Here is a 14,377-nt window from a genome sequence, read left to right as displayed (position 1 = left end):
AATGGATGTCGCCCTGGCTTTAGTTTTTTTCACGCCTGGGTTTAACGCAAATCGGTTTTCATCAAAGGGACGGCGGTCATCATAGGCGATGGAGGACGACATCATGATGCTGACTGAAAGCCAACGGCAAGACCTTGAGAGCAGGCTGATCGCACTGAGGCGCAGCTTGCACCGCATTCCCGAGACAGCCTACCAGGAGGTGCGCACCAGCGACCTGATCTGTGAGCGCCTGGAGACACTGGGCATCCCGTTCCTGCGGGGGATGGCCGGGACCGGCGTGGTGGGCTTTATCACCAAGGGCCAGGGCGGGCCTTGCATCGCGCTGCGGGCCGACATGGATGCCTTGCCCATCACCGAACACAATCGCTTCGAGCATGTGTCGCAGCACGCCGGCTGTATGCATGCCTGCGGCCACGATGGGCACATGGCGATGTTGCTGGGCGGCGCCGAATTGATTAGCCGCCACATGGATTTCAACGGCACGGTGTGCCTGGTATTCCAGCCGGCCGAGGAAGGCCATGCCGGCGCCAGGGCCATGCTCGACGACGGGCTGCTCGAACGCTTCTCGATCCAGGCCATGGCCGGTCTGCACAATTGGCCCTCATTGCCTGCCAACTGTTTCGCCACACGACCCGGCGCCATGATGGCGTCGAGCAACAAGTTCGAGATCTGCCTCGAAGGCCGTGGCGGTCACGCGGCGCAACCGCATACCGCCACGAACCCGATCATCGCCGCCGCGCAGCTGTGCCTCGGGTTGCAGACCCTGGTGGCCGGAGAGGTCAAGGCCAGCGACAGCGCCGTGTTGACGGTGACCCAATTGCAGGCGGGCAATGGCTTCAATGTCATCCCCGATCAGGTGTCCATCCGCGGCACCGTACGGGCCTTCGACAGCCACACGGTGGACCGCCTGGCCGGGGCGATCGAGCGTCTGAGTGAAGGCATCGGCGCGGCGTTCGGGTGCCAGTCCAGGGTGGATTTTCGTCGCAGTTACCCGGCGCTGGTCAACAATCCGTTCATGGTAGGGTTGGCGGTGGACGCGGCCCGCCAGGTTTTCGCCCCGGGGCAGGTCAGCGCCCTGGCCGAGCCCACCATGGCGGCCGAGGATTTTGCTTTTTTCAGCGAGCGCATACCGAGTGTTTTCGCCTTTATCGGGTCGGCCAGCCACGCGGACGAACCGCCCTTGCACTCGGCTCACTACGATTTCAATGACGCGATCCTGTATTCGGGCGCGGCCTGGTTCGCCGCGTTCGCGCGGACCTGTTTCGCAGCCTTGAGTGCGACCAACGACCTGGGAGGTCAATGCAATGTTTCTGCTGAACGATGATGGATTTGCGGGGGCCGCGGAGCAGGACACCCGCGCGGGCGCATTGATGTGGGAGGCCCTGCGGGTGCAGGCGATGACGGCGGTGTTGCAGCATCCCGGGCTTGGCTGCCTGGTCGGCGAGCCGGTGCTTGGGTGCACGGGCCTGGGCGCGGGCATGGCCACGCGCATTGCGCACCTGCTGGTGCCGCACGATGCCCGGGAGCGTGGCTGGATGCTTGCCATGCTCCTTGAGTTCAGTCCCCGCCGGGATCTGGAGGACTGCATGGCGGCTGACCTGGAGGCGGTGGTTGAGCGCGACCCGGCGTTCCAGAACGAGCTGGAGGTGTTTCTGTTTGCCAAGGGCTATGCGGCGTTGCAGACCTATCGTTTCGCGCACCTGTTACTGCAGCAAGGCCGCCGGATGGAGGCCTTGTACCTGCAAGCCCGTTGCAACGTGGTCCTGGGGATCGACATCAACCCGGCGTGCCGAATCGGTCGGGGTGTGCTGCTGGACCATGGCACCGGCATCGTCATTGGCGAGACGGCGGTCGTGGAAGACCACGTGTCCATCCTGCAAGGCGTCACGTTGGGGGGCACCGGCAAGGACAGTGGCGACCGTCACCCCAAGGTCAGGACCGGCGTGATGATCGGGGCCGGGGCGAAGATCCTCGGCAATATCGAGATTGGCGCCGGCTCCAAGGTCGGGGCCAACAGCGTGGTGCTCAAGGCGGTGCCACCCAGGACCACGGTGGTGGGTGTGCCGGCCGCCGGGGTTGGGCAACCCAGGCATGAACGGCCCGCCCAGGAAATGGATCAATCGGTTAGCTAGTGGCCTGTGTGGCTAATTCGTTTACTCAACTTCGGCGCCAGGACTTGCCAGGCTGCGTTGCCATTCCTTGCCGTAGCGGGGCTACGACTCGTCATGGCGCCTTGCCTGGCAAGCCCTGGCACTCGAATTTGAGTACTCGAATTAACCGTACAGGCCACTAGGCGCCAGGCGCCGAAAAAAAAGGCGAGAAGACCGTCTTCTCGCCGATGCGGCTGGCTCGGACTCAAGGGGCGATGCGACGGGGATCGAACTCGTCCTTGACCAGGCCGAAGGTTTCATAACCCGGCTGTTGCGACAGGCAGGCGTAGGGACTTTGCCAGCCGTCCAGGCTGGCGATCCGGCCCAGCCAGGCGATCACGGTCTCGGGCAGCTCGACCTGGGCCTGGTTGCTCCAGAACAGGTAGCCCGCCAGGGAGAAGTCGGCGATCGACAGTTCGTCATCGAGGATGTAGCGACGACCGTCGCACAGTTCCTTGTCGAGCCGGCCGACGTCTTCCTGGAAGCGGCTGGCCAGCCACTGCACGGCGCCCGGCGGGTAGTCGTCCGGGAAGTAATTGCGGGCCAGGCGCAAATGCGGCAGCGACAGCCCGATCTTGTTCGCTTCCCACAGCAGCCATTCCTTGCACGTGACGGTGCCCCGTCGCCCGCTGCCACCGAACAGCCCCAGGGCATCGGCGAGCTCGATAAGGATGGCATTGGATTGCACGTAGTGCGCACCGTCGAGGGTCAGCAGCGGCACCTCGCCAAAACGCGCCAGGCTCAACGTCCTGAAGGGTTCGGGGCGCGCATCCCGATCGACGAGAATGTCCACTTGCCGGTAGGTGTAGTCCACCTTGGCCACGTCCAGCATCAACTTGACCTTGTAGCTGTGTCCGGACTCCGGGTGGCCGTACAGGGTGATCGACGTCATGGTGTTTGCTCCTTGCGGGTGTGGGTCATCCAGTGGACGTCGATCCAGCCGATGGGCGTGTCGATCGCCTCGGGCCAGAGGCCGATGTCCTTGAAACCGGCTTTTCGATAGCAATTGATCGCCAGGAGGTTCTCCTTCTTGACCCCGAGGTCGACCCGGGCGACGTTGAACCGCTCGTAGGCCAGGGCCAGAGCCTGGCGCAGGATGGCCTGGCCGTGCCCCTTGCCGCGGGCGTCGGGGTCGCCGATGAGAATGCGCGCAAAGCGCAGCGACAAATGCGGCCAGATGTCCGAGAACTCGATGTGGCCGATCAGCTTTTCATCCGGGTCGAGCACCCCGAACAGGCTGCGCCATGGGTAGCGTTCGCCGGCTTTGTCCAGGTAGCGCTGCAACTGCTCCTTGTCCAAGGGGTAAGTGAAGGTCGCGCCGGCCCAGAGCGACAGGGTCTCTGGGCCATCGATCCAGGACATGACCGTGTCGAAGTCGCTGGCCTGGAAGGGTCTGAGGGTAACGTTCATGGTGATGCCTCCGTTGCCTCGCGAGTCAGGGGCGGGTCAGTTCGCTGATCAGGACCGTCGACAGGTAGCTGTCGTAGGTCTCGCTGCCGCCTTCGCTGCCGTAGCCACTGTCCTTGATGCCACCGAACGGTGTTTCCGGCATGCCCAGGCCGTAATGGTTGATCGAGATCATGCCGGCTTCCAGTTCCTCGGCGAGCCGGGCGCATTCGCTGCGGTCTTCGCTGAACCCATACGCGGCCAGGCCATAGGGCAGCGCATTGGCCTGCTCGATGACGCTGTCCAGGTCGGTGAAGGCAACCACTGGAATGATGGGGCCGAAGGGTTCTTCGCGCATCAGCCGGGCGGTCAGGGGGACGTTGGCGAGGATCGTGGGCTGGAAGAAATTGCCCGGGCGGTCCAGCCGAGTGCCGCCCATTACCAGGCTTGCACCCTGGGCCAGGCTGTCGTCGATCAGGGCTTGCAGGCGCGGGATCTGGCGAGCGTTGCACAGCGGCCCCATGCGGGTGTCGGGGTCCATGCCGTCACCGACCTGGAACCGACGGGTTTTTTCCACCAGGGCCGTCATGAAGTCATCGATCACCGACGCGTGGACGAAGAAGCGTGAAGGGGAGATGCAGATCTGTCCGGCGTTGCGCAATTTCGCGTCCACCAGCACGGTGCTGACCTTGTCGATATCGCTGCTGGCGCAGACGATCACCGCGGCGTGGCCGCCCAGTTCCATGCTGACCCTTTTCATGTTTGCCCCGGCCTGGGCTGCGAGCTTTTTCCCCACGGCGATGGAACCGGTGAAGGACACCTTGGCGATCACGTCGGAGTCGATCAGGTAGCTGGAAATCTGCTCGGGGTTGCCCCAGACCAGGTTCAGGCAACCGTCGGGCAACCCGGCCCGCTGAAAGATGTCGGCGAGCGCCGCGACGGCCGAGGGGGCTTCTTCCGGGCCCTTGAGGATCAACGTGCAACCGGCTCCCAGCGCAGCGCAGATCTTGCGAATCGCCTGGTTGAAAGGGAAGTTCCAGGGGGTGAAGGCACAGCACACGCCCACCGGCCGCTTGACCACCGATTGGCGGACCTTGGGGTTTCGGGCGGGAACCAGCCTGCCGTACAGCCGCTTGCATTCTTCGGCGTGCCACTTGGCGTGCTCGGCGCAGAACCGCACTTCCGCCAGGGCTTCGGCCAATGGCTTGCCCTGGTCGAGGGTGATCAATGCCGCGATCGATTCGGCTTCGCTCAAGATGATCCGGTAGGCTTCATAGAGCACCTTGCTGCGCTCTTCGGCGCTGCTGACCTTCCACTGCCTGAACGCCTGCTGTGCGGCTTGCAGGGCCTGGTCCAGGTCGTCCTGGTCGGCGCAGGCCAGGCGCCCGATCCTTTGCTGGGTGCTGGGGTTGGTGATGTCGAGGCTGGGCCTGTCCCCCTCGGGGTAGCGCCACTGGCCGTTGATGAACAAACCGATGTCCTTGTACATATGCCCTCCTTGAAAGTGCCCGTTCAGTGTCCGGACCAGGCGTTGTCGATGATGGTTTTGTAGTCGTGTACCGACAGCGGCTGCGGGTTGGTCCGGGCGGTCGGGTCCGCGACGGCCAGTTGGGCCATGAGGTCGGCATCGAAAGGTGACTGGATGAGCTCACGCAGGTGCGGGGGGATGCCCAGGCTGGCCAGAAAATCCTTGAGCCAGGCGACAAACGATTCGTAGCCGGGTTGCGCCAGGCCCAGGTTCTCGCACAGGCGCACCAGCTTGGCTTCGATCACCGGGCGGTTGTGGGCGATCACATAGGGCAGCAGCACGCCGTTGGTCAGGCCATGGTGGGTGCCATACGCACCGCCGATGGAGTGGCTGATGGCGTGCACGGCACCCAGCCCCTTGTGGAAGGCCACCGCCCCCATCAGGGCCGCGGCGCTCAGGTGGCAGCGGGCCTGGAGATCACTGCCGTCCTGCACCGCGATGGGCAGCCATTGTTTGATGAGGTTCATGGCCTGGAGCGCAATGCCGTCTCCCATGGGGTGGAAACTGTTGGCGCAGTACGCCTCGAAGGCATGGGAGAAGGCATCGATCCCCACCGCGGCGGTCACCGGCCCCGGCACGGTCAGGGTCAGGGCTGGATCGACGATGACCAGGGACGACAGCATCCTGGGGTGGAATATCAGCCGCTTGCGGTTTTCCTGGCTGTCCAGCAACACGGCGGCCCGGCCCACCTCGGCCCCGGTGCCTGCGGTGGTCGGCACGCTGATGATCGGCGGCACGTCGGCATTGGCGGCCTGCCACCGATTGGGCAGGCTCTCGAAGGTCCAGATCGGCTTGGTCTGCACGGCCATGAAGGCAATCGCCTTGGCCAGGTCCAGGGCGCTTCCGCCGCCGATGCCGACCACCATGTCGCGGGCATATTCGTTGAAGGCGATGACGCCTTGTTCGAGCATGTCGGTGTCGGGGTCGGAGCGGAAGTTCGAGAACAGCTGCAGGTCGATACCCGACTGCTTGCAGCGCTCCAGGGCGCGCAAGATCAAGGGGTGCTCGACCAGCCGTTCGTCAATGACCACCAGCGGCCGATGTTTGCCGAGAAAGGCGCAGCCGTTGACGAGGTCGTCGACCCGCTCGACACCAAACCAGATAGGCGTGGGGTAGCTCCAGTCGACATGGAATGATTGCGTGTTGAAGATCGGATTGTTCATCTGCATGGCGTTCCTCCTTTTGACCTTTTTAGGTCGATCACACAGGTGATACAACGCACAAAAGCTGAACCCTGGCTTTAGAAAAAATGACCTGAAGACGCCTGCGCAACGCTTAAGATCCGGTCGGGATCGATCCTTGAAAGGTGCGCCGATGGTGGAACTCATTGAGCTGAAGGCACAGGGGCAGGCTTGCCTGATCGTGATACATGGCACGGCGGGCCATCCGCGCTCTACCTGGGAGGCATTCGCCAATCACCTGGAGGGTCCTTACCGGGTCCTGGCCGTTGACTGGTCGCGGCTGGAGCGCGAGAGCACGGTCGCGCAAACCCTTGATGGCCTGGGCCGACAAATTGCCGGGAGGATTCGCGATGGCGGCGTGGGCGGTGTCCACCTGGTGGGGTATTCGCTGGGGGCCGCGGTGGCGGTTGAAGTGGCGAGCGTGCTGGGGCCGCAGGTGCTGTCGCTGAGCCTGATTGCACCGTTCGACAATGCCCGTGACCCGCAGGTGCGGCGAACCTTCGGCTATTGGCAACGGCTGCTCGAAGACCACCCGATGAAGCTGGCGGCCGAGATCGTGACGCGTGGTTTTTCCAGCCCTGGCCTGCGGGCGATGTCCGCAACCCAGGTGACCACGTGCATCGAGGATTTTTACCAGCGGGTTCACTGGCCGGCGGTTGCCGTCCAGATGCGGCTCAACCTGACGTTGGATGTCTCCTCGCAGCTATCGCGGCTCGAATGCCCGACGGCCGTGATCATTGGCCTGGATGACCGCTTGATTCCGCCCTCGGTGAGCGTGGCCCTGTATCGCCAGTTGCCCCGTGGCGCCTTGTTCTCGTTGCCGTGTGGCCACTTGATGCTCGCCGAAGATCCCCTTGGGCTGGCGCGGATTGTCCAACGTTTCGTCTCTGATGAAAAACGCCGCTGACCCTTGGTCGGGACAGCGGCGTCGAGGCCAGGCGCCAACGACTACTGGTAATGCTGCTCGAACGTCGCCACCTGTTCCGGCTTGATCAGTTGGAAGGGTACCCAGACTTCCGACTCTACCGGCTCGCCCTTGATCATCTTGATGGCCGCTTGCAGGGCGATGCTCGCCTGGGCCTTGGGGTCCTGGAACACCGAGGCGACGAGCAACCCGCGCTTGATTGCCGCCAGCCCGTCGGGCAGGCCGTCGATGCCGACAATGGCGATTTCGCCCTTGGCCTTGCCGGCCTGTTGCAAGGCCATGGCCGCGCCGATGGCCATTTCGTCGTTGTTGGCGACGATGGCGTCGAAAGAGGCACCGGCCAGCAGCCAGTTGCTGGTCAGGTCCATGCCCTTGGCCCGCTGCCACTCGGCACTTTGCTGTTCGACGATGGTAATTGCGGGATAGTCCTTGAGCACCTGCTTGACCCCTTCGGTGCGGTCGTGCGTGGCGTTCTGCGCGAGGTCGCCCATGATGATCGCGAGGGTGCCTTTGCCTTTGAGTTTTTCCGCCAGATAGCGCATTTGCAACTGGCCGGCCTCGATGTCGTTCGAGGCCACGGTGACCACGCCCTTGGGCAGGGAGCGCTCGTCCGGGTGCCGGTTGACGTAGACCAGCGGCACCTTCGCCTCGACGGCGGCGCGGGTCATGTTGGTGGTGGCGGCGGTGTCCACGGGCAGGACGATGACCGCATCGACCTTCTGGTTGATGAAGCCCTGGACCTGATTGAGCTGGCGCACGACATCGCCCTGGGCGTCCTCGAACTGGACCTGGACATTGTCTTTCCGGGCGGCGTCTTCGAGGCCGCTGCGCACATAGGTCATGAAGTTATCGTCAACCCGGGCGATGCTGACGCCGATGCGATAGCTGGCGTTGGCCCATTGGCTGAAGACGAGTAGCAGCGTGGCAAAAAACAAAGTGCAGCGACGCATGAGGGTGTTCCTTTTGTTGTTATGAGTCGATCAGGCGTGGCGGTCGGCGGCGCTTGGACCCGTGGCCCAGGGGCGCCGCGTCGTCGTCAGTCCAGTGTGAAGGCTTGCCGGAAGCGTTCAAGGGCCACTTCACTGTCATCGCTGGCCCAGCCCTCCAGGCCGACGACACCGGTATAGCCGATGCCGAACAAGGCCTTGGCAATGGCCGGGTAGTGGATTTCACCCGTGCCCGGTTCCCTGCGCCCCGGCACATCCGCGACCTGGATTTCACCGATGGCGCTGCCGGCGCGCTGGATCAGCTCGATCAGGTTTCCTTCGCCGATCTGCGCATGATAGAGGTCCAGGTTCATCTTGAGGTGAGGGCTGCCCACGGCCTCGATCAACGCCAGGGTATCGTCGGCGCGTGCGAACGGCGTGCCGGGGTGGTCCACCTCGGTGTTGAGGTTTTCCAGCAGGAAGACCCGGCCGGCGTCTTCGCCCAGGCGGGCGATTTTTTCCAGGGTCTTGCAAGCGCTCAGCCACATGCGACCGGTGGTGAGGGCCACCGGTTTGACGGGCAAGCCTTGGTCGCCCAGGCCCGTGCCGTGCAGGTTCAGGCTTGGGCAGTTCAATCGGGCGGCGACGGCCAGGGATTCGCGCGCGCTGTCGAGCAATTGCTGGATGCCCTGCGGATCGGTCAGGTTGCCCTTGATGTAGCCGGTCATCGACGTGAAGTCGGCGCCGGTGGCAACCAGGGCGGCGATGTCCTTTTGGGTCCAGTCCCAGATTTCAGCACTGAAGCCCAGCGCATGAATCCGTTCGACCCGTTCGATGAAGGGCCGGTCGAGGAAGACCATTTCGGCGCTGACCGCCAGCTTGAAGGGGATAAAGCTCATGGCCGGCCTCCTTGCACGCGCACCGGCTGGCCTAGCTGGAACGACTCGATGCACGCGCGGGCGATGGCCAGCGCGGCCCGGGCGTCTTCGCCGCTGGCCAGCGGTTTGGCACCGCTGCGCAGGCAGTCGACGAAGTGGTTGAGCTCGGCCACGTAGGCATCGCGCAGCAGGTCGGTGTCCAGGCGCTGTGTGTCGGCCTGGATACCATCGGCCAGGTAGCGCACCAGGTCGCCATCGTGCACGCCACCCATGGTCAACATGCCGGCGCTGCCGAACACCTCGCCCCGGACATCGTAGCCATACACGGCCTGGAAGTTCGCCTCGGCGGTGGCGATGGCGCCATTGTCGAAACGCAGGGTCACCGTGGCGGTGTCGAGCAACCCCTTGCTTTTGAATGCTGGGGCGATCAGGGCATCGGCCATCACGAAGACCTCGACCACTTCGGCGCCGGGATTGAGGTAGCGCAAGGTGTCGAAGTCGTGGATCAAGGTTTCCAGGAAGATGACCCACTGTGGCGAGTTGGCCGGGTTGTTCAGCGCCGGGTCGCGAGTCAGCGAGCGCAGCAGTTGTGGCGTGCCGATGCGGTCGGCGGCCACGTCCAGGTGGGCGGTGCGAAAGCTCTTGGCGAAGCGGCGGTTGAAACCCACTTGCAGGGTGACCCGGGCATCGGCTGCGGCGGCGATGGCGCGGTCGGCTTCGTCAAGGGTGATGGCCATGGGTTTTTCGCAGAACACATGCTTACCGGCACGGGCGGCGTTGATGACCAGCTCGGCGTGGCTGCGGGCCGGAGCGGCGATCAACACGCCGTCGATCTCGGGGTCGTCGAGCAACTGCTGGGGGTCGGTATAGACCCGCGTCACGTCCAGCTGTGCAGCCAGGCGGGCGGCTTGGCCCGGCGTCGGGTCGGCGATGGCCGCCAGGCAGGCACCGGGAATGTGGCGGGCGGCCGTCAGGCCGTGAAAGCTGCCCATGCGACCGGCACCGATGAGGCCGAGGCGGATGATCTTGGATGTGTTCATGAAACGGGCTTCCTTGTTGTTATGAGCCAGTGGTTGCACTGTGCTGAGAAATAGCAAGCCCTGTGCCAGTTAATAAGCAATTGATAAATAACGATTTATTTTTGAGTTGATGGAAAAAGTGTTAAATCTAATGACATGCCTATACTGGACATGTCTAAAAAATGAACATTGGAGAAGCCTGTGCTACCGGCGCCCATCGCTGTCAGCGAGCAAGACCTCGACTACATCACTTCTCTCGGTCCGGCGTCGTTGAGTGACGGGCCGATCCCTGAGTTGGAACGGGCCTGGCTGGCATGCCTGGCGGGACGCGTCGAGCGCCCGGCCGGGGTCCGGCAGGTGATCTGGAACTCCTGGCTGCGCAGCGTCGAGGCCGGTCTCGATCCCGAGGATGGCGTGTACCGCTTCGTCGAGCCGGCCGTGCTGACCGCGACGCTGGCCGCCCACCGGGCGATGATTGCGGTGGCCGCCGAGGTCATGGGCGGATTGCTGGCCTACAACCCCAGGGGGCACATCAACCTGACCGATGCCCAAGGGACCACGCTGTACTTCTGCGGCCTCGACCTCACGCCGGTGGGCAGCCGCCTGCTGGAATCGGTGCAAGGCACCAATTGCACCGGCCTGGCGCTGGCGGAAGACCGCCTGGTCTACGTGCTGGCCGAAGAGAACTTCGGCACTGGCCTGCGTCGACGGCGCATGCATTGTGCCGCCGCCCCGATCCGTGACCCGCAGGGCCGGACACTGGCCATCCTGACCCTGACGGCAGAGCCGGGCTGGTTTCACTTCCATACGCTGGGCACCGTCCAGGCCGCCGCTGAAGCCGTCTCGCGACAGATGGCACTCCAGGCGTTGCTGGAGGAGCAACAGACGGTGCTTGAAGTGCTCAACGAAGGCTTGGTCGTGCTGGACGAGCGCGGCTGCATCAGGGCCATCAACGGCTACGCGCGACAGCTGTTTGGCGTCGGACGCGACCTGCTGGGCCAGCCGTTCCAACGCCTGGGCCAGAGCGAGCTGAGCGACAAAATGTTGCTGCGTGGCGGGGAAGGGCTGCGAGACCTGGATTGCACGTTCGAACTGCATGACCGCAGCCACCTGGCGTGCCTGGTGTCGGTGTGTGCGCTGGAGCAGGGCGGCCGCATCGTTTCGCTGCGCGAGAACCGGCGCATCCGGGACATCACGCGACGGCTCATCGGTACCCAGGCCAGCTACACCTTCGACACCATCCAGGGCAGTTCCCGGGCGATCCAGGACGCGCTGCACCTGGGGCGCATCGCCAGTCGCAGCGACTCGACCACGTTGATCCTTGGTGAAAGCGGCACCGGCAAGGAACTGTTCGCCCAGGCGATCCACAACGCCAGCGAGCGGCGCGGCGGCCCGTTCGTGGCGGTCAACTGCGGGGCGATCCCGCGGGACCTGGTGCAGAGCGAGTTGTTCGGGCATGTCGAAGGCGCCTTCACCGGTTCGGCGCGCGGCGGCTCGGCCGGCAAGTTCGAGTTGGCCGATGGCGGCACGATCTTTCTCGACGAAATCGGTGACATGTCATTCGGTGCCCAGGTCAGCCTGTTGCGGGTCTTGCAGGAAGGCGAGGTCACCCGGGTGGGGGCGAAGAAATCCCAGCGGGTGAACGTACGCATCATCGCCGCCACCCACCGCAACCTCAGCCAGGCCGTGGCCGATGGCGCGTTTCGCGAAGACCTTTACTACCGGCTCAATGTGCTGAACCTGACGGTGCCGCCGCTGCGCATGCGTCGCGAGGATGTGCCGTTGCTGGCGCAGCATTTCCTCGGCCGCTGCGCCCGTTCACTGCGCAAGGCGGTGCGAGGCATCTCGCCGCAGGCGCTGGATGTGCTGTCTGCCTATCACTGGCCAGGCAATGTGCGGGAGCTGGAAAACATCATCGAGCGAGCCACCAACCTGGCGGTCGGCGAGTTGATCCAGGCGGATGACCTGCCCCTGGAACTCCAGCAGCGTGGCCGGCCGTCACTGCCCGGCAGCGCGGCTGAGCGCTCGCCGGCGATGGGGCTCGATGCCCACGAAATGAACGCGATCGTCGCGGCCCTCAAGGAAACCCGAGGCAACATCCGCCTCGCCGCCCGGCAACTGAATGTGTCCCGGGGCGGGCTGTACAACAAGATGAGTCGGTATGGGTTGAGTGCCGAAACGTTTCGTTGCGATGAGCTAGATCGGGGGCTCGGCAAACAGTAGGGCTTCGACGCCGTGCAGCCGTGCCAAGGCCAGCAGCCGCGGCGGCGCATTCGTCACCCTGAAGGGCTCGGCGCGATGCCTGGCACGTCGCCGCGCCTCCAGCAGCAGGGCCAGGGTTGACGTGTCGAAGCGCGCCAGGGCACTGGCGTCGATACAGCTTGCGTCGCCCAGTTGGCTGAGCAGCGTGTTGAACTGCGTTGCAGTGGCGTGGGCGGGCAACCGCCATGTCGAGGGAGCGTTCACGATGGGTTGCCTTTGCGATTCTGTTCGGCCAGGGCCTCGATGAGGCTGTCTATTCCGCCTTTGGCCAGGAGCTCGGCAAACTGCGAGCGATAGCTGAGCGTGACCCAGATGCCATCCAGGCTCACGTCGACTATTTTCCAGTCGTCCCCCACCTTGTCCAATCGGTAATCGAGTTGGTGCGTTTCCCCGCGGCCCGATGCCCGGGACCGCACGATGACCTGGGACGGTTGGTTGGGGACGGGAAGGGTGTCGGTGACCTCCACCGAGTAATCGCTGATCTGCCGGATGCCGCCCGCATAGAAGTGAATCAGCAAGGTCTTGAATTCCTCTTGCAGGCGCTGCCGTTGGGCAAGCGTCGCATCGCGCCAGCGCGGGCCGACGGCCGAACGGGTGACCCGTTGGAAATCGATCGCCGGAATGAGCGTCGCTTTCACCCGTTCGATGAGGGCGGTGGCGTCACCCGGCGAGGATCGATCGCGCTGGGTGGCGTTGATGACTTCGCTCGAAAGTTGGCGTACCCACGCCTGCGGTGGCGTCTGAGCGTACGCCGAGTCCAGTGCAAGCAGGCAGGCGAGCGCCCACAGGGCACCGCCCGCGAGGGTTGTGAAGAAAATCCTGGAAGGCATCTGCTGTTCCTCTGGTGTTCTTGGGGCATCAGCTGGTGGGGCTGACGCTGCGGGGTTTCATTGAGGGCGAAGCGGGGCGTCGGCCGCCGGCCCGTCCTCGAAGTCTTCGAAGTCCACCGGTGGCGATCCGTCGTGGACCAGGCTCTGGCGCCGTTGCAGATAGGCGTCGCGAGTGAAGCTGTAGCGATCCAACGCAACGTCGTCGAGCAGTGCCGTGGTATCGAGCAGGTTCGCCCGTGCCTGCACCGCCTGCAGCCCGGTGATCGCGACCTGGCCGGCAGTCGCGCTCGCCAATTGGCTGGGCGACGCCAGTGAGAGTTCCGTCGCCACGCCCACTCCATCGCGCACGGAGGAGGGGCCTAGCAGCGGAAGGACCAGGTAGGGACCACTCGCCAGGCCCCAGACGCCCAGCGTCTGCCCGAAATCTTCCGGTTGGCGCGCAAGGCCCATCAAGGTGGCCACGTCGAACACCCCGAGCACTCCCAGCACGGTATTGGTGATCACCCGCGCACCCATCTCGGCACCGGGCTGCACCTTGTTCTGGAGCAGGTGATTGGCGGTCGACCACAGGTCGGCAAAGTTGTTGAAGACGTTGCCCACGCCGCTGCGCACGGGTGACGGGACATGGTCGCGATAGCCTTGGGCGACGGGGGCCAGGACGCTACGGTCCACGGTGTCGTTGAAGGCATAGACCTTGCGGTTCCAAGGCTCCCATGGGTCGACGCGCTGGGCGGCCGGCGATGGGCCTGGAGAGACGCTTGCGCAACCCATGAGCAGTTGCACGGCCACCAGCCAAGTCAGCAGCCGGCTCATGGCTGGCTCCCTGATTCGGCGCCGCGACCCGTGAGGAATTGACCGATCAGGTTCTCCAGCACGACCGCCGACTGCGTCTGTGTGACGGTCGCCCCGGAGGCGAGTGTCAAGTCGTCGCCGCCGGGCTCGATCCCAATGTACTGCTCGCCCAGCAATCCCGAGGTGAGGATTTTTGCGGCGGAATCCACCGGAAATCGATAGCGCTCATCGATGGCCAGAGTGACCACCGCCTGGAAGCGCTCGGGGTCGAAGGTGATGGCGTCTACGCGTCCGACCCTCACCCCGGCGCTCTTCACCGGCGCTCGCGGCCGCAAGCTGCCGATGTTGGAAAAATGTGCGGTCAATGCGTAGGTTTTGCCTGCTTCGAAGTTGCCCAGGTTGGCCGCCTTGAGTGCCAGAAAGAGCAGCGCCAGGAGTGCCAGCAGAACGAACAGGCCAACGAGTGTCTCGGTGCTCTTGAGGGTCATGGGGACATACTC

Annotated in this window: 15 protein-coding genes; 4 read left to right on the top strand and 11 right to left on the bottom strand. The window is 64.3% G+C overall.

Features of this window, described 5'->3' with window-relative positions:
- Positions 1-103 precede the first annotated feature (103 nt).
- On the top strand, positions 104-1,324 hold the full coding sequence (locus V5F23_RS16330; protein WP_047738935.1) for an amidohydrolase: 1,221 nt from the start codon (positions 104-106) through the stop codon (positions 1,322-1,324).
- A complete protein-coding gene (gene cysE / locus V5F23_RS16325) occupies positions 1,305-2,132 on the top strand; it encodes a serine O-acetyltransferase (protein ID WP_338495618.1) in 828 nt (275 codons plus the stop codon). The genes V5F23_RS16330 and cysE overlap by 20 nt, the downstream gene beginning before the upstream one ends.
- 223 nt (positions 2,133-2,355) lie before the next feature.
- Here the strand turns inward: cysE and V5F23_RS16320 are convergent, their stop codons facing one another.
- Genes V5F23_RS16320 through V5F23_RS16305 form a run of 4 tightly spaced genes read right to left on the bottom strand, consistent with a single transcriptional unit; the run spans position 2,356 to position 6,233 of the window.
- Positions 2,356-3,042, bottom strand: a complete 687-nt coding sequence (locus V5F23_RS16320) for a glutathione S-transferase family protein (protein ID WP_338495616.1) — start codon at positions 3,040-3,042, stop codon at positions 2,356-2,358.
- Complete coding sequence (locus V5F23_RS16315; protein ID WP_042730347.1) at positions 3,039-3,560, bottom strand: GNAT family protein; 522 nt, start codon at positions 3,558-3,560, stop codon at positions 3,039-3,041. Before V5F23_RS16315 ends, V5F23_RS16320 begins: the two co-directional genes overlap by 4 nt.
- 25 nt (positions 3,561-3,585) lie before the next feature.
- The gene (locus tag V5F23_RS16310; protein ID WP_338495614.1) at positions 3,586-5,025 is read right to left on the bottom strand and encodes an NAD-dependent succinate-semialdehyde dehydrogenase; all 1,440 of its coding nucleotides are present in this window, start codon (positions 5,023-5,025) and stop codon (positions 3,586-3,588) included.
- Between the two features lie 23 nt (positions 5,026-5,048).
- Positions 5,049-6,233 (bottom strand): iron-containing alcohol dehydrogenase, encoded by a 1,185-nt coding sequence (locus V5F23_RS16305; RefSeq protein WP_052497378.1) that lies wholly within the window; start codon positions 6,231-6,233, stop codon positions 5,049-5,051.
- A gap of 145 nt (positions 6,234-6,378) precedes the next feature.
- Between V5F23_RS16305 and V5F23_RS16300 the strand changes: the two genes are divergently transcribed.
- Positions 6,379-7,152, top strand: coding sequence for an alpha/beta hydrolase (locus tag V5F23_RS16300; RefSeq protein ID WP_338495612.1), 774 nt, complete (start codon positions 6,379-6,381; stop codon positions 7,150-7,152).
- 41 nt (positions 7,153-7,193) lie between these two features.
- Here V5F23_RS16300 and V5F23_RS16295 read toward each other — a convergent pair whose 3' ends face one another.
- The 3 genes from V5F23_RS16295 to V5F23_RS16285 form a co-directional block, all read right to left on the bottom strand.
- A complete protein-coding gene (locus V5F23_RS16295) occupies positions 7,194-8,120 on the bottom strand; it encodes a sugar ABC transporter substrate-binding protein (RefSeq protein WP_047738931.1) in 927 nt (308 codons plus the stop codon).
- Positions 8,121-8,206: 86 nt separating this feature from the next.
- Positions 8,207-8,995 (bottom strand): TIM barrel protein, encoded by a 789-nt coding sequence (locus V5F23_RS16290; protein WP_123578919.1) that lies wholly within the window; start codon positions 8,993-8,995, stop codon positions 8,207-8,209.
- Positions 8,992-10,014: a Gfo/Idh/MocA family oxidoreductase gene (locus V5F23_RS16285; RefSeq protein WP_123578920.1), complete on the bottom strand. Its 1,023-nt coding sequence runs from the start codon at positions 10,012-10,014 to the stop codon at positions 8,992-8,994. Before V5F23_RS16285 ends, V5F23_RS16290 begins: the two co-directional genes overlap by 4 nt.
- Before the next feature lie 180 nt (positions 10,015-10,194).
- On the opposite strand from V5F23_RS16285, the gene V5F23_RS16280 reads away from it, so the two are divergent.
- Positions 10,195-12,216 carry a sigma-54-dependent Fis family transcriptional regulator gene (locus V5F23_RS16280; RefSeq protein WP_047738928.1) on the top strand — a complete coding sequence of 674 codons (2,022 nt, stop codon included), beginning with the start codon at positions 10,195-10,197 and terminating at the stop codon, positions 12,214-12,216.
- Here V5F23_RS16280 and V5F23_RS16275 read toward each other — a convergent pair.
- From V5F23_RS16275 to mlaD, 4 genes are read right to left on the bottom strand one after another with little or no spacing between them, the layout of a single operon-like run.
- A complete protein-coding gene (locus V5F23_RS16275; RefSeq protein ID WP_053007409.1) occupies positions 12,190-12,459 on the bottom strand; it encodes an STAS domain-containing protein in 270 nt (89 codons plus the stop codon). The two genes, V5F23_RS16280 and V5F23_RS16275, sit on opposite strands and share 27 nt — an antisense overlap.
- A complete protein-coding gene (locus V5F23_RS16270) occupies positions 12,456-13,085 on the bottom strand; it encodes an ABC transporter substrate-binding protein (protein WP_338495607.1) in 630 nt (209 codons plus the stop codon). Before V5F23_RS16270 ends, V5F23_RS16275 begins: the two co-directional genes overlap by 4 nt.
- A 57-nt stretch (positions 13,086-13,142) precedes the next feature.
- Positions 13,143-13,898, bottom strand: coding sequence for a VacJ family lipoprotein (locus tag V5F23_RS16265; RefSeq protein WP_047738926.1), 756 nt, complete (start codon positions 13,896-13,898; stop codon positions 13,143-13,145).
- Entirely contained in the window at positions 13,895-14,365 is a 471-nt protein-coding gene (mlaD, locus tag V5F23_RS16260; protein ID WP_047738925.1) for an outer membrane lipid asymmetry maintenance protein MlaD, read from the bottom strand. Before mlaD ends, V5F23_RS16265 begins: the two co-directional genes overlap by 4 nt.
- Between the last annotated feature and the right edge of the window lie 12 nt (positions 14,366-14,377).

The sequence above is a fragment of the Pseudomonas sp. WP18 genome, from assembly GCF_036689585.1.
GTDB lineage: Bacteria > Pseudomonadota > Gammaproteobacteria > Pseudomonadales > Pseudomonadaceae > Aquipseudomonas > Aquipseudomonas chlororaphis_E.
This window is presented reverse-complemented; position numbering and strand designations above follow the sequence as displayed.

Coding starts and splice junctions, on each gene's coding strand:
- V5F23_RS16330 (WP_047738935.1), top strand. CDS start 104: ATGATGCTGACTGAAAGCCAACGGCAAGACCTTGAGAGCAGGCTGATC.
- cysE (WP_338495618.1), top strand. CDS start 1,305: ATGTTTCTGCTGAACGATGATGGATTTGCGGGGGCCGCGGAGCAGGAC.
- V5F23_RS16320 (WP_338495616.1), bottom strand. CDS start 3,042: ATGACGTCGATCACCCTGTACGGCCACCCGGAGTCCGGACACAGCTAC.
- V5F23_RS16315 (WP_042730347.1), bottom strand. CDS start 3,560: ATGAACGTTACCCTCAGACCCTTCCAGGCCAGCGACTTCGACACGGTC.
- V5F23_RS16310 (WP_338495614.1), bottom strand. CDS start 5,025: ATGTACAAGGACATCGGTTTGTTCATCAACGGCCAGTGGCGCTACCCC.
- V5F23_RS16305 (WP_052497378.1), bottom strand. CDS start 6,233: ATGCAGATGAACAATCCGATCTTCAACACGCAATCATTCCATGTCGAC.
- V5F23_RS16300 (WP_338495612.1), top strand. CDS start 6,379: ATGGTGGAACTCATTGAGCTGAAGGCACAGGGGCAGGCTTGCCTGATC.
- V5F23_RS16295 (WP_047738931.1), bottom strand. CDS start 8,120: ATGCGTCGCTGCACTTTGTTTTTTGCCACGCTGCTACTCGTCTTCAGC.
- V5F23_RS16290 (WP_123578919.1), bottom strand. CDS start 8,995: ATGAGCTTTATCCCCTTCAAGCTGGCGGTCAGCGCCGAAATGGTCTTC.
- V5F23_RS16285 (WP_123578920.1), bottom strand. CDS start 10,014: ATGAACACATCCAAGATCATCCGCCTCGGCCTCATCGGTGCCGGTCGC.
- V5F23_RS16270 (WP_338495607.1), bottom strand. CDS start 13,085: ATGCCTTCCAGGATTTTCTTCACAACCCTCGCGGGCGGTGCCCTGTGG.
- V5F23_RS16265 (WP_047738926.1), bottom strand. CDS start 13,898: ATGAGCCGGCTGCTGACTTGGCTGGTGGCCGTGCAACTGCTCATGGGT.
- mlaD (WP_047738925.1), bottom strand. CDS start 14,365: ATGACCCTCAAGAGCACCGAGACACTCGTTGGCCTGTTCGTTCTGCTG.